18 protein-coding genes are annotated in these 16885 nt (G+C 56.7%); 7 read left to right on the forward strand and 11 right to left on the reverse strand.

From position 1 onward, the window contains the following. Positions 1–5: 5 nt before the first annotated feature. The 3 genes from C7H10_RS14520 to dusA all read right to left on the reverse strand — a co-directional run bounded on the left by C7H10_RS14520 (position 6) and on the right by dusA (position 2605). A complete protein-coding gene (locus tag C7H10_RS14520; protein ID WP_106695444.1) occupies positions 6–455 on the reverse strand; it encodes a tellurite resistance TerB family protein in 450 nt (149 codons plus the stop codon). A 33-nt stretch (positions 456–488) separates the two neighbouring features. After that, a complete protein-coding gene (gene tal, locus C7H10_RS14525; protein WP_106695445.1) occupies positions 489–1457 on the reverse strand; it encodes a transaldolase in 969 nt (322 codons plus the stop codon). A gap of 119 nt (positions 1458–1576) precedes the next feature. Continuing rightward, positions 1577–2605: a tRNA dihydrouridine(20/20a) synthase DusA gene (dusA, locus tag C7H10_RS14530; RefSeq protein WP_061331866.1), complete on the reverse strand. Its 1029-nt coding sequence runs from the start codon at positions 2603–2605 to the stop codon at positions 1577–1579. Positions 2606–2833: 228 nt separating this feature from the next. Here dusA and C7H10_RS14535 point away from each other — a divergent pair, with 228 nt between their 5' ends. Further along, positions 2834–3688, forward strand: a complete 855-nt coding sequence (locus C7H10_RS14535; RefSeq protein ID WP_106695446.1) for a putative RNA methyltransferase — start codon at positions 2834–2836, stop codon at positions 3686–3688. On the opposite strand, the gene C7H10_RS14540 is transcribed toward C7H10_RS14535, so the two are convergent. Further along, a complete protein-coding gene (locus C7H10_RS14540; protein WP_106695447.1) occupies positions 3685–4413 on the reverse strand; it encodes a DUF3581 family protein in 729 nt (242 codons plus the stop codon). The two genes, C7H10_RS14535 and C7H10_RS14540, sit on opposite strands and share 4 nt — an antisense overlap. A 128-nt stretch (positions 4414–4541) precedes the next feature. Continuing rightward, positions 4542–5399 carry a PA4780 family RIO1-like protein kinase gene (locus C7H10_RS14545; protein ID WP_106696007.1) on the reverse strand — a complete coding sequence of 286 codons (858 nt, stop codon included), beginning with the start codon at positions 5397–5399 and terminating at the stop codon, positions 4542–4544. Positions 5400–5496: 97 nt separating this feature from the next. Here C7H10_RS14545 and C7H10_RS14550 point away from each other — a divergent pair, with 97 nt between their 5' ends. The 3 genes from C7H10_RS14550 to C7H10_RS14560 are packed head-to-tail and all read left to right on the forward strand — an operon-like array spanning position 5497 to position 7602. Continuing rightward, on the forward strand, positions 5497–7005 hold the full coding sequence (locus tag C7H10_RS14550) for an intermembrane phospholipid transport YdbH family protein (protein WP_244178292.1): 1509 nt from the start codon (positions 5497–5499) through the stop codon (positions 7003–7005). 32 nt (positions 7006–7037) lie between these two features. Further along, positions 7038–7217, forward strand: a complete 180-nt coding sequence (locus C7H10_RS14555; RefSeq protein ID WP_058092783.1) for a YnbE family lipoprotein — start codon at positions 7038–7040, stop codon at positions 7215–7217. Between the two features lie 40 nt (positions 7218–7257). Then, positions 7258–7602 carry a YdbL family probable chaperone protein gene (locus C7H10_RS14560; protein ID WP_061331870.1) on the forward strand — a complete coding sequence of 115 codons (345 nt, stop codon included), beginning with the start codon at positions 7258–7260 and terminating at the stop codon, positions 7600–7602. 3 nt (positions 7603–7605) lie between these two features. Here the strand turns inward: C7H10_RS14560 and C7H10_RS14565 are convergent, their stop codons facing one another. Next, on the reverse strand, positions 7606–8049 hold the full coding sequence (locus tag C7H10_RS14565) for a gamma-glutamylcyclotransferase family protein (RefSeq protein ID WP_061331871.1): 444 nt from the start codon (positions 8047–8049) through the stop codon (positions 7606–7608). A gap of 6 nt (positions 8050–8055) precedes the next feature. Further along, a complete protein-coding gene (locus C7H10_RS14570) occupies positions 8056–8505 on the reverse strand; it encodes an acyl-CoA thioesterase (protein WP_106695449.1) in 450 nt (149 codons plus the stop codon). Between the two features lie 173 nt (positions 8506–8678). Here C7H10_RS14570 and C7H10_RS14575 point away from each other — a divergent pair, with 173 nt between their 5' ends. Continuing rightward, positions 8679–9593 carry a hypothetical protein gene (locus tag C7H10_RS14575; RefSeq protein ID WP_146136821.1) on the forward strand — a complete coding sequence of 305 codons (915 nt, stop codon included), beginning with the start codon at positions 8679–8681 and terminating at the stop codon, positions 9591–9593. 45 nt (positions 9594–9638) lie between these two features. Here C7H10_RS14575 and C7H10_RS14580 read toward each other — a convergent pair whose 3' ends face one another. Both C7H10_RS14580 and C7H10_RS14585 read right to left on the reverse strand, forming a co-directional pair. Beyond that, the gene (locus C7H10_RS14580; protein WP_106695451.1) at positions 9639–10670 is read right to left on the reverse strand and encodes an NAD(P)H-dependent flavin oxidoreductase; all 1032 of its coding nucleotides are present in this window, start codon (positions 10668–10670) and stop codon (positions 9639–9641) included. After that, positions 10664–11293 carry an HPP family protein gene (locus C7H10_RS14585; RefSeq protein WP_106695452.1) on the reverse strand — a complete coding sequence of 210 codons (630 nt, stop codon included), beginning with the start codon at positions 11291–11293 and terminating at the stop codon, positions 10664–10666. The genes C7H10_RS14580 and C7H10_RS14585 overlap by 7 nt, the downstream gene beginning before the upstream one ends. A gap of 294 nt (positions 11294–11587) precedes the next feature. Between C7H10_RS14585 and C7H10_RS14590 the strand changes: the two genes are divergently transcribed. Both C7H10_RS14590 and C7H10_RS14595 read left to right on the forward strand, forming a co-directional pair. Continuing rightward, positions 11588–14719, forward strand: coding sequence for a DEAD/DEAH box helicase (locus tag C7H10_RS14590; RefSeq protein ID WP_106695453.1), 3132 nt, complete (start codon positions 11588–11590; stop codon positions 14717–14719). Continuing rightward, the gene (locus tag C7H10_RS14595) at positions 14716–15309 is read left to right on the forward strand and encodes a class I SAM-dependent methyltransferase (RefSeq protein ID WP_244178293.1); all 594 of its coding nucleotides are present in this window, start codon (positions 14716–14718) and stop codon (positions 15307–15309) included. Before C7H10_RS14590 ends, C7H10_RS14595 begins: the two co-directional genes overlap by 4 nt. 234 nt (positions 15310–15543) lie before the next feature. Here C7H10_RS14595 and C7H10_RS14600 read toward each other — a convergent pair whose 3' ends face one another. Together C7H10_RS14600 and C7H10_RS14605 are read right to left on the reverse strand one after the other, a co-directional pair. Then, positions 15544–16284: a hypothetical protein gene (locus C7H10_RS14600; protein ID WP_106695454.1), complete on the reverse strand. Its 741-nt coding sequence runs from the start codon at positions 16282–16284 to the stop codon at positions 15544–15546. A 76-nt stretch (positions 16285–16360) separates the two neighbouring features. After that, the gene (locus tag C7H10_RS14605; protein WP_106695455.1) at positions 16361–16801 is read right to left on the reverse strand and encodes a methylglyoxal synthase; all 441 of its coding nucleotides are present in this window, start codon (positions 16799–16801) and stop codon (positions 16361–16363) included. Between the last annotated feature and the right edge of the window lie 84 nt (positions 16802–16885).

A 16885-nucleotide genomic window follows, 5' to 3' on the forward strand; every position in this document is an offset into this window, starting at 1 on the left:
TGGGGTTAACCGGCGGCGTCTTCCGCCCTGTGCCTGGCCTGCATGAATTCCCGATGATTAAGATGCAGCAAGTCCGCAATCCGGCGAATAAGGTGTTCTTCGTATTTGTCGATACGGCCGTCTGCCAGGGCCACCCGCCAGATACTTTCCAGCAGGGCCTGTTTCTGGGGCTGGTCAAAGTGGTCGTTGATCTGTCCGGTGAACTCATACAACGACGTGGAATCCTCTGCGTGGGCCAGGGCGTCGGCAAGAATCTCTTCTGCTTCTTCCCGGGTAACCTGATGGGCCTGAACGGCGCAATCGACAATAATCTTCAGCTCGCGCTCGTCCTCGTGACTGTCGACACGGGCAAGCTGCACCATCAGGGCTGTGGCCGCCACAGCGAGTTGGTGGGCGTCGGTTTGCACAGGCTCGGATTCCGGCACCGCAAACAGTTTTTTCAGGCGATCAATCATACAGCGCCCCTTGGCTATAGGTTGGGGTGTCGATCAGGCAGCCTCGATCGCTAACTGCCGTACCCGGTTCTCGAGTTCAATCTGGTCTGCGGCAAACCGGCGGATACCATCGGCCAGTTTCTCGGTGGCCATGGCATCCTCGTTGGATTCCCAGCGGAACCGCTTCTCGTCCACGTGGTGTGGTTTGTCGGCGGTGTTTGCGCGGCCCGCGTTCAGGCGCTGGGGCAATTCGCCTTGATCGTCTTTCAGCTCCTGCAACAGGGCAGGGCTGATGGTCAGGCGATCGCAGCCGGCGAGCATTTCAATCTCGCCAGTATTACGGAAGCTCGCCCCCATCACCACGGTATTGAAGCCATTGGCCTTGTAGTAATTATAGATGCGTGTGACCGATTGCACGCCCGGGTCTTCCGCCGCCGGGTAGCTGTCGCGGCCAGTGCTGGCCAGGTGCCAGTCCAGAATGCGCCCTACAAACGGAGAGATCAGATAGGCACCGGCTTCGGCGCAGGCGGCAGCCTGTACAAAGGAGAACAGCAGGGTAAGGTTGCAGTGGATGCCTTCTTTTTCCAGCTGCTCAGCGGCGCGGATGCCTTCCCAGGTAGAGGCAATCTTGATCAGCACCCGGCTGGTGTCTACGCCCTGGCGGTCATAGTAGTCGATCAACCGGCGTGCACGTTCCAGGGTGGCACCGGTGTCAAACGACAGCCGGGCGTCTACTTCTGTGGAAACGACGCCGGGAATCAGGTTCAGGATTTCTTTACCGGCCAGCACCGCCAGCATGTCAGTGGCGATGGTCAGTTGTTCGGCGGTAGAGCCCCCGCGCTGACTGGCAAAGGCAACGGCCTTGTCCAGCATCGGGCGGTAGGCGTCCGAGGCTGCGGCTTTCAGCAACAGTGAGGGGTTAGTGGTGGCATCTTGCGGCCGCCATTGGGCAATGGCGTCAAGGTCGCCGGTGTCGGCCACCACAGTGGTCATGGTCTTCAGTTGGTCCAGCTTGCTATTCATTCGTCCTGTCGTCCCGGTTGTGCGGTGTTATGGCGGTACCCAGCTCCAGAATACCTTTGTAACCCCTACAATAACGGCAGCTTACGACAGGAACAAGACAACAAAAGGTATGGGGATGATCAACTTTCCGTAATGAGTTCCGGTTCCCTGACTTTGGCCAGAGCCTGCTCCACCACTTCCAGGCCGGAACCGGGCTTGTTGGCGTTCTCGCTCAGGTGTCGGCGGAACTGCCGCCCGCCCGGCTGGCCCAGGAACAATCCCATGATGTGGCGAGTCATGTGGGTGAGGTACACCCCACGGTCCAGTTCCTGCTGGATGAACGGAAACATGGCGCGCAGGGCATCATGACGGCTGGTGACAGGTGCCGGCTCACCAAAGAATTCGGTATCCACGTCGGCCAGTAGCCAGGGATTGTGGTAGGCCTCGCGGCCCAGCATCACGCCGTCGGTGTGGGCCAGGTGCTCATGGCAATCCTCAAAAGTTTTGATGCCGCCGTTGATGATGATTTCAAGGTGAGGGTAGGCCTGTTTCAGACGGTACACCCAATCGTACTTCAGCGGTGGGATATCGCGATTTTCCTTCGGGCTCAGGCCCTCCAGAATGGCAATGCGGGCGTGCACGATGAACGTCTTGCAGCCGGCTGCAGCAACGGTTTCGATAAACTCGCACAGCTCATCCCAGGATTCGCGGCCGTTGATGCCAATACGGTGTTTGACGGTGACCGGCAGATCCGTGGCCGCAATCATCGCTGCCACACCTTCCGCCACCTTATCCGGATGGCCCATCAGGCAGGCGCCGATCATGTTGTTCTGCACCCGATCACTGGGGCAGCCGACATTCAGGTTCACTTCATCAAAGCCAAACTGCTGCGCCAGCTTTGCGCAATGAGCCAACTCACCGGCATGGCTGCCACCAAGCTGCAGCGCCAGTGGGTATTCGGATGGATCATGGCGCAGAAACCGCTCGGTATCCCCATGAATCAACGCCCCGGTGGTCACCATCTCGGTATACAGCAACGCCCGGCGGCTCAGAACTCGCGCCAGGTAGCGAAAATGAGGTGTTGTCCAATCCATCATCGGGGCCACACAGAAGCGGCGGGAAGGGCCGGAATCGGCGGCAAATGGAATCGGCGATGGAACAAAAGACATAGAGCTACCTGTAAACGGCAATGGCGCAGATCATACGAAAATCCAAGCGTCCTAGTTTATCAGGAATACCCCTAATAAGCAGGCTGCGAGGGGGCTCCCAGTGCCATCCCCGAATGTAACAAAATGTACCGGGGTCTGACCCCAGTACATTTGACCGGGCGAAATGTCTTGGGGTCTGACCCCAGCATGTATAATCCGCGGTGGATGAACCGGACAACAGGATATTGAATGACCATCACTGCCTTTGACGCCTTAGCCTGCCCCCTGGACGGCGCTGCCTTGCAGCGGGAGTCGGGTTCGTGGCGGTGTGCCAGTGGCCATAATTTTGATGTTGCGCGGCAGGGCTATGTGCATCTGTTGCCGGTGCAGAAGAAGCGTTCGCTGGACCCGGGTGACAGTAAGGTGATGGTGGCGGCACGCCAGCGGTTTCTTGAGGCAGGGTATTACCAGCCGATTGCCGAGGCGGTGTCGCGGGCAACGCTGGACGATGCGCCGGCCAGCACCACACTGAGTTGCCTGGATGCCGGTTGTGGTGAAGGCTATTACCTGCGGCAACTGGCCTGGGCGGCGGGCGATGAGCGCTCCCTGGCGCTATTGGGCCTGGATATCTCGAAATGGGCAGTACTGGCGGCGGCCCGTGAAGACAAACGGCCGAGCTGGGTGGTGGGCAGTAATGCGAATCTGCCGGTGCTACCTGGCTCACTGGACCGTATTCTCTGCCTGTTTGGCTTTCCCGTGTACCCGGAATTCGGCCGTGTTCTCAAACCGGGCGGCAAGCTGATTCAGGTGGACGCAGGGCAGGATCACCTGCGGGAGCTGCGGGAAATTATCTATCCTGAAATCCGGAGCGAATCGAAGAAAGTGATGCCAGCCCCGGAAGGATTTCGCCGAGTGGCTTCGGAAGATGTTCGGTTTTCACTGCATCTGGCGGGGGCGGAGCCCATCGCAGACCTTCTGGCGATGACGCCCCATTTCTACCGGGCAAACGCGGAAGGCCGGGAGCGGGCGGCTGCCCTGAACTCCCTGTCACTCACGGTAGATGTTTGCCTGCACACCTTTGAGCGGGTTGCTGAGGGCGATTAATCTGCGTTTTCCATGCCCAGCCGGGTACCACGGGCCTTGAGCCGGTAAAACTCCTCAACAATACCAGCCATGGCCTCCGGGCAGTATTCCCGGAGCCCGCCCAGCATCAGGCGTTTGGACACTTCACCAACCGAGCTGCCATCAGACATCAAGTGGTACGAGAGGGTCACATTGCCGCGCTTGCCCGCCACTTCCAGGTCCGCCTTGTTCAGTTCCAGGTCTGGCTGAAGATTGTCCTGTTTATTGATCGCCACGCTCATGCTTTCATACATCACCATGGGGCGGTCCGGGTTAAACATCACCCCGTGGGATTCCATCAGTGGTTTGAGCGTGTGGGGGAAATTCTTGCCAGAGGCCGCCACGTAGGCGCGGGTGAAGTCATCAATCACTTGCTCGTCTCGGATTACCGCACCGCTGCGGCTCACTTCCAGGTAGACCTTGCCGGCTTCGTCGCAGACTTCGATGGTGTCGTCACCGGTTTCCCGGAACTCCAGGGGAATTTCTGCCCCAAGCAGATTGCGAAAACGGAACGTCATGTTCTCTGATAACCCAAAGCGCCCGACCACAATGGCAAACAGCAGGTCACCGGGCACGCAGAAACGGCGGGCGTCCGGATCGTGGATAGGGTTGAAGTCTCCGGCAATCTCTTTGGCAAAATGGCTGGCCTGGGGCGCAGTAATAACAATGCGTCCGTCCTGGACGGTATAAAAACGTTCTGAAAGCATGGTGTACCTTTTACGGATCGCAGAGATGAGGGAACGAGATGTTTGTCGGTCCGCAGATTGATCCTGCCATTCTAAACGATTAAACGCCGCAGGGCCCTCCGGCTTTCGTACAATGCCCGGTGGCAACGTCAGTCTTCGTCTTCGGCATCCCGCAGGCGCTCCTGGCGCTCCCATTCTTCTTCCTTGGCGGCTTCAATTACATCGAGCAGCTCATCCACGTTCGCGCTTTCGGTGTCGTGCTCAAAGCAGCCAGTCAGCTGGCTGTCGGGGTGCAGGTCGCCGGCTTCATAAAGCGCCCAGATCTCCTTGCCATAATCGGTATTCAGCAGTTCCGGGGCAAAGCGGCCGAAATAGCGGCGCATGTTGTCTACATCCCTCTCGAGCATGCGCTCCGCGCTGTTATTGCCAGCTGCATTAACCGCCTGGGGCAGGTCGATAATGACCGGATCGGTGGCATCAACTAGAACATTGAATTCGGACAGGTCGCCGTGAATCAGGCCGGCACTGAGCATGCGCACGACGTCGGCAATCACCTTGCTGTGGTAACTGCGGGCCTGTTCGGGGGTGAGGGTAACGTCGTCCAGCCGGGGCGCGGCCTTGCCTTCACTGTCGGCAATCATTTCCATCAGCAGCACGCCGTCAACAAAACCGAAAGGTTCTGGCACGCGAACGCCGGCGTCCGCCAGGCGGTAGAGGGCGTCTACTTCGGCGTTCAGCCAAGCGTCTTCCTGCTCTTTCTGGCCATAGCGGGTTTTCTTGCTCATGGCCCGTGCGCGACGACTGTTCCGTACCTTACGGCCTTCCTGGTACTGAACGGCCTGTTTGAAACTGCGTTTCTGGGCCTCTTTGTATACCTTGGCGCAACGCACCTGGTCGCCGCAGCGCACCACAAACACCTGGGCTTCCTTGCCGCTCATCAACTGGTACAACACCTCATCCACCATGCCTTCATCAACGAGGGGTTGTAATCGTTTTGGTATCTTCATATAAGTTTCTGTGCCCGGTTCAACTTGCTGGCTCTGTATGGTCATGGCCAGCGTTTATCGGCACATACTACCTGATTGTGAGCAAAGGAGTGTTGTATTGATCCCGCGCGGACGATTTCCATGGCGATCGCTGATCATCCTGTTGGCCTGCTTGCTGTGGGTGCCGTCAGCTTCCGCGCTGGACTGGTCGTTCTTGCTGCAGCAGGGGCGAATGGGCATTGCCCTGCCGGATATCGAGACTGCGGATTGGCGCGTGACCGGCATCCGGGCTGAGGTGGTTAACTCGGTTGAGGCAGACAACCAGGCGGTTATCGTCCGTTTTAAACCCGGTTCAAGGCTGACGGCCGCCACCCTTGCACAGAACGCCGGAGATTCTTCGGTTTTCTTAAATAACGTGCAGCTGGATCTGACCGATGTAACCGTCACCATCAACCTCGGTGGCGTCGAAGCCCTTGTGGACCGCACTGCGGTGGCTGGCCTGGTCACCATTGAGATTGAAGACTTGCAACACCCCAGCCTGAAACCCCAGGGTTGGCGGTTCGACGGGCGGGTGAGTGGCGCTGTGTCTGATCTCAGCCTTGAGGGCCAGCTGCGATCAGATTCCGGCCTGTTGGCGGAGGTGGTGTTGAGAAGCCGGACTGGGGAGTTCATGGCTGGCCGAGTAGCTATGGCCATGGCCGCTGAACAAGCCGGCACGGCACTCGCTGATACACTCGCCCAGTGGCCCTCGTTGCTCACGTTAAACCATGGTCAGCTTGAGGCGGCCGCCAGCTTTCGGCAGGAACCGGATGCCCCCCTCGCACTGGATGCCCGGCTGAATCTGGCGGGGGTGAATGGGGTCTTCGATCGAACCGCGTTTTCCGATATGAGCGGCCGCTTGTTGTTCAGCCTTGAAGACGAAACACTGGCTGCCCGCCTGCGCGACATCACGATTGCCCAGATCAACTCCGGTATTGGCATAGGTCCGGTGCGGTTGCTGGCGGATTATCGGGCGCCGGCCGCCGAGCCGCTCACTGGCCAGTTAGAGATTCAGCAGGCCACAGCCGAATTTCTCAATGGCCGCCTGAGAGTCGCACCGCAATCCTTCGATCTGGCCAATCATCCCGTTAACGTCCCGTTGGACGTCTACGAGTTATCGCTTGAACGGCTGCTAGAAGTTTACCCGGCCGAAGGCTTTGAGGGCACCGGCAGGCTAAACGGCCGGATACCGCTGATAATCTCCGGCACATCGGTAGAGGTTGAGCAAGGCGCCATGGCGGCTATTGTTCCGGGCGGCCGCTTGCGGTTACCGGGCGAGCGCCTTCAGGCCATGTTGGGCGGTAGCCAGGCCGTGGACCTGGTGGTGCAAGCTTTGCAAAACTTTCACTATTCGGTGCTGGATAGCACGATAGACTACGATAAGAATGGAAAGCTGATGTTAGGCCTGCGGCTGGAAGGACAAAGCCCGGGCGTTCGCGGCGGCCAGCCGGTGGTGCTGAACATCAATCTTGAAGAAGACATTCCTGCGCTGTTAACCAGCCTACAGCTGAGCGGCAGGGTGAACGAAGCGGTTACCGAACGCGTTCGGGAGCGGCTGCAACAGTCCGGGCAGGAGGCAAAACCATGATCAATGTGTGGCGGTCACGCAGGCCGCTGGCGATGAGAGTTCTGATGATATCGGTCCTGCCGTTGGCATTCATTGCCTGCACGCCAACCGTACAGATGGCGGCACCGAAAGAGCCGATTACCGTGAACCTGAACGTTAAAATCCAGCACGAGATCTACGTTAAAGTGGACAGGGAAGTGGATGAACTGTTCAGTGATAAAGGCCTGTTCTGAACAACAGCGGCCTGACCAAGGGCAGATCAAGGGGTTGAAGATGAAACGACTGATGCAACTGGGCGCCTTCCTTCTGGCCATCGGCATGGCACTGCCGGCGCTCGCCATGAGCCTGGAAGAAGCCAAGCAGAAACTGGAAACCGTCAAACAGCAGGGCCTGGTGGGCGAAACGCCGACCGGATACCTGGAAGTGGTGCGCGCAGAAGGCGATGCGCCTGCGGTGGTGCAGGCCATCAACAACGCGCGCCGGGATGAATATGCCCGTATTGCCGAGCGGCACGACATACCGGTTACTCAGGTGGAAACTGTGGCTGGCAAGAAAGCTATCGAGAAAACACCGGCCGGGCAGTTCGTTCAGGTCAATGGCCAGTGGGTGAAGAAATAACGCCTACTCCAGCTCAAGGATCAGTGGCTCCATCAGCCTGTACACCCAGGCTGATCGGCCATCCTGCAGTGTTAACTCCACCCTTTCGTAGCGCACACCTAGCCGCTCGTACCTGTCCAATGCCCGCAATTCACTAGCGCTCACTTCAATCACCTCTCCGGCTACGCTGGCATCAGCGTCCGGCTTTATATCCAGTTTTTCCTTGCGAAAACCCGGGAGTATTGCCAGTTCGCTGCTGCCGGCACGCCCCGTCACCAGCCAACGCACCCAGGGCCGGGTGAGGGTGCCGTACACAAACACCGAATAGGTTTCGTCCTCGTCGATGGCAGGCAGCTCCGCCGTTGGGTTATAGCCAAAGCTGCTGACAAAGGTCAGCCAGAGATAGGCAATGCCCACCATCAGCAGTGTCAGAATCAGCGCCAGGGAGCGTTTGATCGATTTTCTCATAAATTACTACACAGTCTCTCCGGCATGGCTGATCAGCACCCCGGGCGCACCGGTTTCCAGCTTGTCTCTCAGGCTGCCTGGAATGACGGCCTTGGCCATCTTTGAAGGCTGGATAAGCACGTAGGTGATGTCTGCATCGGCGATAAACTGCCCGTCACCGTGCCGGAAGAATTCCAGGTGCAGCGTGAAAGACGTATTCCCCAGCCGCCCGGCCTTGATGCGGGCTTCCAGCACATCGTCAAACTTCGCTGGTGCTTTCCAGTTAACGGTCATGCTGACTACCTGGATGTCCAGGTCCTGATCAAGCAGGTGCTGGTAATCACCAAACAGCGTGCGGATATACTCATTCACAGCAATATCCACGAAATCTGCATAGCGGGCATTGAACACCACGCCCTGGGCGTCGCATTCGCCATAGCGCACCCGGAAGCGAAAACGGAAAGGCTGTTCCGACATGAAGACTCCTAAGTTAATACCGATTGGCCAGGTCAGCTTTCCATACTTGACGATGTGACCCATTATTGTAAAGCGGTCTCCGAACTGTGTTTGAATATAGAAGCAAGTAGTGGGCTAAGGAATTAGCCCGACGAGACACATAGTGTTGGTGTGATTGTACAAAGGGAATAATTATGACTGCTGTAAGGAAAGGTGTGCGTGGCTTGGCAGTGTTATCCAGCGTTACCTTGTTGGCGGCCTGTGGCGGCGGCGGAGGTGGCGGTTCTGACGGGCCAGACCTGACTCTGGATAACGATAATCTGGCGGAGCAAACGGTTGAGGTTGGTCCGGAGTCGGATGTTCGCGGTATCCTGGGCTTACAAGATGATATTAATACGGGGCAGGCGCTGATCCTTGAGGTGATGGAAAGCCTTAGAACTCAACATTCGGGCTCATCAGACACGATCAGCTGTGAGCAAGGTGGCACTGCCACTGTGACTGATGAGGGTGCTGATGGCAGGATTGATGATAAATGGTTATTACAGGATTGTGTCATCAACACTCAAGTGCTCGGTAGCGTTAGCCTCAGTGGCGACTATCGATTTGTTGCCACTTTTAGCGGTGACGAGGAGGCCGATTTCGTTTTGGAGGGCTCTGAGACCTATGGCATCGAAGGTTTGCGGTTGTCGAATTCTGAACAGATCAAAATAAGGGGACGGGCTGACGCCGATTATTCAAGAGCCGGAAGTTTCGCCAGTTTCATTGATACCGTGGATGTGTTTGAGTTCAAGGTTGGTGATCGATACGCGGCCATCACCGAAGTGGAAACTCGATTGGAGGGTAACGACGCTACCGTGGATTTCACAACCAAAGGTAAGCTGATAGGCTCTGCCATTGGTGGCTATATCCAGCTATCGACTCCCCAAGTTGTAAAAATTAACAATGGCGAAGCTTGCCCGGCCTCAGGCATTCTCCGGATAGCCAGCAATGGCGTGGCGGAGATTCTTTTTGGCACAAGTACTGAAGATGATGACGCAGTGCAAATCAGAGTTGACGGTCAGATCGTAGACAGCACTGACGACTGCAGCGCCATCGGCTTTATTCCCTAAATCCGATCTCCTCGGGGTGAAGGCCAAGCCTTCACCCCGAGCCCCTCAAAGATCTTCGGCCAACTGTTTTAACAAAGCCCCAGCCGAAACCTCCCTACAACCAGCGGCATTCTGCCCACACCATAAAGGCGAGAAATCCCCGGAGCCCTGTGCCTCGGCGGCCGCCCGCAATGGTGCTATGGCGTTGGTGGCCAATGGGAAAGCGGGAGCCAGGGCTGATATCGGCCCCAGCTCTCGCATCACTCGGTTCATAATGCCTCTTGCCGGGCCCCCGGAGAACAAATTAGTGATGGCCGTGTGCCGGGCCGCATCGCTCTTTAGCGCCTCGCGATGAACCGCCCGGGTTGTGGCTTCCGGACACAGCATAAACGCCGTGCCCACCTGGGCCGCCGCAGCGCCAAGTGCCAGTGCCGCCTTTACGCCCCTGGCATCGGCAATGCCACCGGCTGCAATAACCGGCACACTCACCGCAGCAACCACCTGGGGTAAAAGGGCAAACGTTCCCATCTGCGTGCTCATGTCCTTTGTCAGGAAAATACCCCGGTGGCCACCGGCCTCAAGCCCCTGGGCAATAATGCCGTCGGCTCCGTTGCCCTCCAGCCAAAGGGCTTCTTCTACCGTGGTAGCCGATGACAGCACCGTAGCTCCAGCGGCTTTGACCCGTTGCAGCAACTCGGGCGCAGGCAGGCCAAAATGGAAGCTCACAACGGCTGGCCGGAATTCCTCCACAATGGCAGCCATCTCGGTGTTGAAGGGTTGCCGCCCGGGGCCATTGGCAATAACGCCTTCGTCCAACCCGTATTCCCTATAGTAGGGCGCCAGCGCCGCCCGCCAGGACTTTTCCGCTGAGGTATCGGGTTCTGGTGGAGTGTGGGCAAAGAAATTCAGGTTGAATGGCCGGTTTGTGCTGCCTTTCAAGGCTTCAAGCTCTGCCCGGAGTGCAGCCGCGGTCAACATCGCGCAAGGCAGCGATCCGAGCCCGCCGGCACTGGAAACCGCTGCCGCCAGCCGGCTGTCTTGAACGCCTGCCATGGGCGCCTGAATGATAGGTAAATCTGTTCCCAGAAAGTTCAGCATGACGTTTTCCTATCCTGCATGACGGGCCCTGCTGTTGCTGTGGACCACAGCGGGTAGGGGATGCCGGCCAAGCGATTCATTACAAAAGCATGCGCCAGCAGCAAGCCGACACCGGCCATCAGTATAGGTAATTGGACCGGGTCTGGCATCAGCCCCAGGGAAACGATCAGCGCCGTAGCGCCCGCTGGTGGGTGCGCTACCCTGAACACCACCATCAGGCAGCTGGCCAGCCCCAGAGACAGGGCCGCTGCGCCCACCCGAGGCAAGTCGACACCCGTCATAAAAGCAGACGGCTGATCCTGCAAACCGAACAGGTACAGGCTGAACAGCCCAGTGAGAGCGCCAATGAGGTGTCCGCACAGGGTGTTTCTTGGTGAAGCGGGTTGGGCCATGGGCACATAGAACAGAATAAAGGCGGTGGCGCCGAGCGAGGGAAAGATAAACGCTTCCTGGGTGACAAGCGCAACAAAAGAGACCAGCGCAATACTGAAACCACCATTGATCAGATTGAACACAGCCATAACCGTGGTTCGACTGTACCGCGTGGCCAGTCGTTCCAGATGAAGTGCATTCAGCAATCCTTTGGCCAGCTGCCAGCGCAGCTGCTCGTTCCTGCGTCCCATGATCTTGGCTTGCCCTGATTTGGTGCATTAATTGAAAGGGGCGCGATGGTAAACACTGATGAATATCAAGGCAAACAGGGATTTTCGATATGGGTTAAGGGTAATCTGGATAATGTGCGGGCTTGAACCTCAGAGTGAAAGGCCAAGGTTGCCTGCTCTGCAAAACTTGTGGAATTTCTTGGAAATATGAGCCTTGAAGGCTAAGGTTCGATGATGAGTTCGTTAGCAAGCAATCATGACAGTCAGCGATCTCAGCGTTTAGCCGATGGTCGTCGTCAACACGGAATGTAATGGATGCAACAAACTGGAATTTACGAGCAGCTAATCACCAAGCTCGTCGAGAGTCGACTGGACAGAGACAAGTTCTACGTCGGTGAACGCCAGCTCAATAACGCCGAAGCCTCAGTGTGGCTGTCACGATTCCTTTCCAGCATCCTTGAATTTGCCATTGAAGCCGTGCCGTCGGGCGATGATCGGCTGCAAGAGCAAATCAAACTCTCCAACCAGCTGCTGATGTGGCTCAAGAGCCAGATTTCTGACGAAGGCTTTCTTGAGGAAAACCTTCTCGATAGCCAAGGCAAGCTTCTCACCGCGCTTTACGAGCTGGAAAACCCTGTTGCTGCCAACCTCAAACAATACGTAGAAGACATTTTTCCGCTAACAGGCCTGACGCAGAGCGAGCTGTTCTCTGGCAGCAATGCCGGCTTGTCACTGGAATCCGAGCTCAAACGTGAGATTCTGTCCGCAGACAAGATTTATTGGCTGGTGTCGTTCATCAAGTGGGCCGGCATCCGCATTTTCCGGAAAGAGCTGGAAGCTTTCACCACCAGTGGTCGTGAGCTGAAAATCATCACCACCTCCTACATGGGGGCAACGGATGCCAAAGCCGTTGAGTATCTGGCCAGCCTGCCCAATACCGAAGTGAAACTGAGCTACAACACCGAGCGCGAAAGGCTTCACGCCAAGAGCTATTTGTTCCTTCGGAACACTGGCTTTCACACGGGTTACATTGGTTCATCTAACCTGTCCCGATCGGCATTAACCAACGGCCTCGAGTGGAATTTGAAGATCACCTCGCAAGAAATTCCTCACATCATCAACAAGTCTTTGAGCACTTTTGAGACGTACTGGGCATCAGACGAATTTGAGGGTTTTGATGGGCAGGCGGAGAGCACTGAAAAGCTAAACCGAGCTCTTAAGCAGCAAAAAGGGTTGGATGTTCCCGGTGTCTCCCACTATTTCGAAATCACCCCGTTCGCCCACCAGAAGGACATTCTGGAGCAGTTATCTGTCGAGAGGGACGTGCATCAGCGTTTCCGAAACCTCGTGGTGGCCGCCACAGGCACCGGCAAGACGCTGATTTCGACGTTTGATTTTCAGCGGTTCCTGAAAGCAAAACCGAATGCCCACTTTCTGTTTGTGGCGCACCGGGAAGAAATCCTACGGCAAGCCCGCGAAGCCTACCGAGGCGTGCTGCGAAACAATGCCTTTGGCGAACTCTGGGTGGGCGGCCAGTTGCCAGAGCACTACCGCCAGTTGTTCGTGTCGATCCAGACATTAAACAACCAGCTGGATCAGCTAAAGCTCACTGAAGACTATTACGATTACATCGTGATCGACGAAGTGCATCACATTGCCGCATCCAGTTACCGGGCGGTACTGGAGCACTTTTCGCCTGAGATACTGCTGGGGCTAACTGCCACACCAGAGCGGCATGACAATGAGGATATCCTCAGCGACTTCGGCGGTGTGATTGCCGCCGAACTCCGCTTGCCGGAAGCTATTAACCGTCGGCACCTTTGCCCCTTTCAATACTTTGGAATAGATGATGACACCGACCTGCGCACCATTCCTTGGAGTCGTGGGCGTTACGATATTGCTCAGCTGACGAACTTGTATACGCACAACCAGAATCGCGTAAAAAAGATTCTGCGAAGCTTGCGGGAAATCATCACTGATATCGAAAGTATGAAGGCTTTGGCTTTCTGTGTGGGTCATGACCACGCAAACTTCATGGCGCAACAGTTCCTACTGCACGGTATCAAAGCGGATGTGCTCACCAGTGACAACAGCCACGAGCGCCAGCAAAAGCAGCAAGCCATTCGATCCGGGCAAATCAACGTTCTGTGTGTGGTCGACATATTCAACGAAGGCGTCGATATTCCGGAAGTCGATACCTTGCTGTTCTTGCGTCCAACCGAGAGCCTGACCATCTTCCTGCAACAACTCGGCCGTGGACTGCGTTTGGCAGACGATAAAGACTGCTGCACGGTTCTGGATTTCGTGGGCAACTCCCGGCCTGAGTACGACTTTGCCAACAAATTCCGGGCACTGGTGGGTAAGTCAGAACGCTCGATTACGGAGGAACTCAAGCAGGGCTTCCCGCATGCACCGCTGGGTTGCCGGATTGAGCTCACCAAGAAAACCCAGGAAATGGTGCTGAGCAACATACGGCAAGCCACGCTGACCATGAAGCGGCTGGTGTCTTTGGTTCGTCAGTTTCCTCAGCATTCCACGCAGCCTCTCACGCTGAAAAACTTTTTAACCCATCATCCTCATATCGACCTGAACGAACTATACAAACGGGGCAGTTGGGCAGAGTTGGTAAGCAAAGCGAAAGAAGAATACGTAGCCGATGATTCGCCGTTCAAGCTCGCGAAGAAGGCCATCTATAACCGGATTCTGATCTGTGACGATCACCAGTATCTGCTGTTCCTCCAGAAGCTATGCCAAGCCGGCTTTAGCTGGGATAACGCCAACGATCGCCAAGCCCTTATGTGCCATTACGATTTCTGGCAGAAAACAGGGCCGGAGCTGGAATTTGATTCGCTTGCCCAAAGCCTGGCAGAACTCAGCAAGCTGGGGCTGGAGCAGGAGCTGGTGGACGTGCTCGACTGGAAACTGACGAAAACAAAGCACGAACAGCTGGCCATGCCGGGGTTGCAGGAAGTGCCGTTGCGATTGCACGCCCGCTATTCCCGAGAGCAGATTCTGGTTGGCTTTGGTGCCATGACCTTCGAGCACCAGCCACCATCGAGGGAAGGCGTGTATGTCATCCCGGATCAGAACATCGAGCTGCTGTTTGTCACCTTGGACAAAAACGAAAAGCAGTTCTCACCAACCACCATGTACCACGACTACGCGATCAGCGAGCAGCTGTTTCACTGGCAGTCGCAAAACAGTTCCCGGCCTGACCGGGGCAAAGGGAAAGGCTATATTCAACACCAAGCCCTCAACAAGCGGTTGTTCCTGTTTGTAAGAGAGCAGGCGAAAGACGAATATGGTCGCACGATGGGATTTGTGAATTATGGTGAGGTGGATTACGTGTCTCACACTGGTTCCCAGCCCATGAGTATTACCTGGAAACTCCGAACCCCGATGCCAAACTTTATGTGGCATCAGGCGGCTAAGCTGGCGGTGGCATGAGTTACGGTCCCTACAACAAAAACGCCCCAAAATTCTTCACCCAATACCAGTCCCTGACCTTCGAACAGGTCCACCGCGACTGGCTTCCCCAGTTGGACAAGAAAGCCGGTCTGGCGCTGGATGTGGGCGCTGGTAGCGGCCGAGATGCACTGGCACTGGCAGAGCGTGGTTGGGACGTAGTGGCGGTGGAACCGGCAGCGGAATTGCGCCGCCTGGGCGAGGTGGCAACCGCTCATCGCAGTATCCAGTGGGTGGACGATGCCCTGCCGGACCTGAGCGAAATCCGCAAACTCAGTTACCGATTTGATCTGGTGCTGGTGTCGGCGGTGTGGATGCACCTGCCGCCTACGTCTCGAGAGCGGGCGTTCCGTATTTTGACTGAACTGCTGGCGCCGTCTGGCATGTTGGTGATCACTCTGCGACACGGACCGGGGGATGGTGAGCGCCAGTTCTACGAAGTGTCAAAAGCCGAGCTGGATAGCTTTGCCCGCCACCGGGCCGTTATGCCGGTGCCTTTGCCGGATAGGCCGCGTGCCGATCAGCTGAACCGTGCCGATGTGTGGTGGGAGATCGCTGTGTACCGGGCTTAATTCTGTTGCCTTGCCTTCCCCTAAACCCCACTTACAATGAAAGTAGCTACCAACCGGAAGCCAATGACAACCAGGAGGCAGTTATGTCCAAGAAAGTTGAGAAAAACCTGAAGAAAAAGATCAACGCCCGCAAAGCCAAGATCGAGAAGCACGAAGCCAAGATCAAGTCACTGAAGAAGAAGCTGAAGAAAGCTTCCTGATGCCGTATAGGGCCGCCTCAGCGGGGTGGCCCGTTTACCAATCTCCGTTTACCTGTTCCTCCAGCGTACGTTCCCGGATGTCGTCTTTCACGCCTTCGCGCTCCAGCTCTGCCAATACCCGTGCCAGTTCCCGGGCAAGGTTGCCGTGCCGGCGGTTCACGTAGTGGTAAAGCTGGAAGTGAATAACCGGCTCGGGCAGCACAGCAAACTGGTTCCAGCTATCGGATGCCAGTGGCGACAGCCCCTCGATGTCGGAGATCAGAGCCAGCTGTACACGCCCACGCTCAAGCAACATTTTGATCTGTTCGTAGCTTTCAGTGTGCACCGGCTCCATACCCAGCGCTTCGGCGGTTTGCTCGGCAATTATGACGCCGCGGCGCACCGCCACTTGAAGCGGTTCATCGCCTGGTTCCGGCAGGGTTTGCGCAGCGGGGTCGCGCATTACGGCGAACAATCCTCCCTCCAGCAGCGGGTAGTCCACCTGTATGAGGTTTGGATAATCGGCGGCTACGCTTTCAATGCGGAACAAGTCTCCATCCAGCTTGCCGTTGTCTGCCATCATCAGGGCGCGCCGGGAGGGTGCCACCAGGGTTCTCATCTCCAGCCCCAGGCGTTGATAGGCAACCTCCAGTAATCGCACCGCCATGGTGGTGCTGGGTATGTCGTCGATCACAGCAATATAAATACTGCTCTCGTGACCATCGGCATAGGCGGTGGCCGGTGCCATGCTGGCGATGGCCAGCGCCGCGGCTATAAAAAGGATTCTGGAATGCATTAAATTTCCCCTCTACTCCCTTGAAGGGTTTATCTGAATACTAGTTCCAAATCCTGCAAATGCCTGTGACTTTCTGTTAACGAACTTTGCGGCCGGTGTAATCGGAAAAATCCGGCTTTTGTGACCGGTGATTGTCGTCGGTCATGTAGGCGGAGGTCAGCACGAACTCTGCGGTGGCGCGGTTGCAGGCAACCGGGATGTTCCAAAGGGCGGCGATGCGCAGCAGGGCTTTGATGTCTGGGTCGTGGGGTTGGGGTTCCAGTGGGTCCCAGAAGAATACCAGTAGGTCGATTTCACCCTCGGCTATCTTGGCGCCGATTTGCTGGTCGCCACCCAGAGGGCCACTTAACAGGGAGTGCAGGTCTTCACGTTGCAGGCTTTCTTTGAGCAGGCGGCCGGTGGTGCCGGTGGCGTATAGACGCAGCGGCGCAAGGCGGGTGCGGTTTTCGTTCGCCCATTCAACCAGTTCCTTCTTCTTGTTGTCGTGTGCCACCAGGGCGACGGATGTTACGGCCATTGTGATGGTTTGCTCCTTTGCTGTGCCATGAAAGTGGTCAAGTGTTTCACAATCGGTAAGCACGGGGAATAGTACAAATGGGGC

Origin of the sequence: Marinobacter shengliensis, from assembly GCF_003007715.1 — a bacterium.
In the GTDB taxonomy this organism is placed as follows: Bacteria; Pseudomonadota; Gammaproteobacteria; order Pseudomonadales; family Oleiphilaceae; genus Marinobacter; species Marinobacter shengliensis.

Bases quoted from the DNA above. Each gene is read 5' to 3' on its own strand.
- C7H10_RS14555 (WP_058092783.1), top strand. From the start codon at position 7,038: ATGAGAGTTCTGATGATATCGGTCCTGCCGTTGGCATTCATTGCCTGC.
- C7H10_RS14580 (WP_106695451.1), bottom strand. From the start codon at position 10,670: ATGCTGAACTTTCTGGGAACAGATTTACCTATCATTCAGGCGCCCATG.
- tal (WP_106695445.1), bottom strand. From the start codon at position 1,457: ATGAATAGCAAGCTGGACCAACTGAAGACCATGACCACTGTGGTGGCC.
- C7H10_RS14585 (WP_106695452.1), bottom strand. From the start codon at position 11,293: ATGGGACGCAGGAACGAGCAGCTGCGCTGGCAGCTGGCCAAAGGATTG.
- dusA (WP_061331866.1), bottom strand. From the start codon at position 2,605: ATGTCTTTTGTTCCATCGCCGATTCCATTTGCCGCCGATTCCGGCCCT.
- C7H10_RS14545 (WP_106696007.1), bottom strand. From the start codon at position 5,399: ATGAAGATACCAAAACGATTACAACCCCTCGTTGATGAAGGCATGGTG.
- C7H10_RS14570 (WP_106695449.1), bottom strand. From the start codon at position 8,505: ATGTCGGAACAGCCTTTCCGTTTTCGCTTCCGGGTGCGCTATGGCGAA.
- C7H10_RS14535 (WP_106695446.1), top strand. From the start codon at position 2,834: ATGACCATCACTGCCTTTGACGCCTTAGCCTGCCCCCTGGACGGCGCT.
- C7H10_RS14520 (WP_106695444.1), bottom strand. From the start codon at position 455: ATGATTGATCGCCTGAAAAAACTGTTTGCGGTGCCGGAATCCGAGCCT.
- C7H10_RS14600 (WP_106695454.1), bottom strand. From the start codon at position 16,284: ATGCATTCCAGAATCCTTTTTATAGCCGCGGCGCTGGCCATCGCCAGC.
- C7H10_RS14560 (WP_061331870.1), top strand. From the start codon at position 7,258: ATGAAACGACTGATGCAACTGGGCGCCTTCCTTCTGGCCATCGGCATG.
- C7H10_RS14565 (WP_061331871.1), bottom strand. From the start codon at position 8,049: ATGAGAAAATCGATCAAACGCTCCCTGGCGCTGATTCTGACACTGCTG.
- C7H10_RS14590 (WP_106695453.1), top strand. From the start codon at position 11,588: ATGCAACAAACTGGAATTTACGAGCAGCTAATCACCAAGCTCGTCGAG.
- C7H10_RS14540 (WP_106695447.1), bottom strand. From the start codon at position 4,413: ATGCTTTCAGAACGTTTTTATACCGTCCAGGACGGACGCATTGTTATT.
- C7H10_RS14605 (WP_106695455.1), bottom strand. From the start codon at position 16,801: ATGGCCGTAACATCCGTCGCCCTGGTGGCACACGACAACAAGAAGAAG.
- C7H10_RS14575 (WP_146136821.1), top strand. From the start codon at position 8,679: ATGACTGCTGTAAGGAAAGGTGTGCGTGGCTTGGCAGTGTTATCCAGC.
- C7H10_RS14595 (WP_244178293.1), top strand. From the start codon at position 14,716: ATGAGTTACGGTCCCTACAACAAAAACGCCCCAAAATTCTTCACCCAA.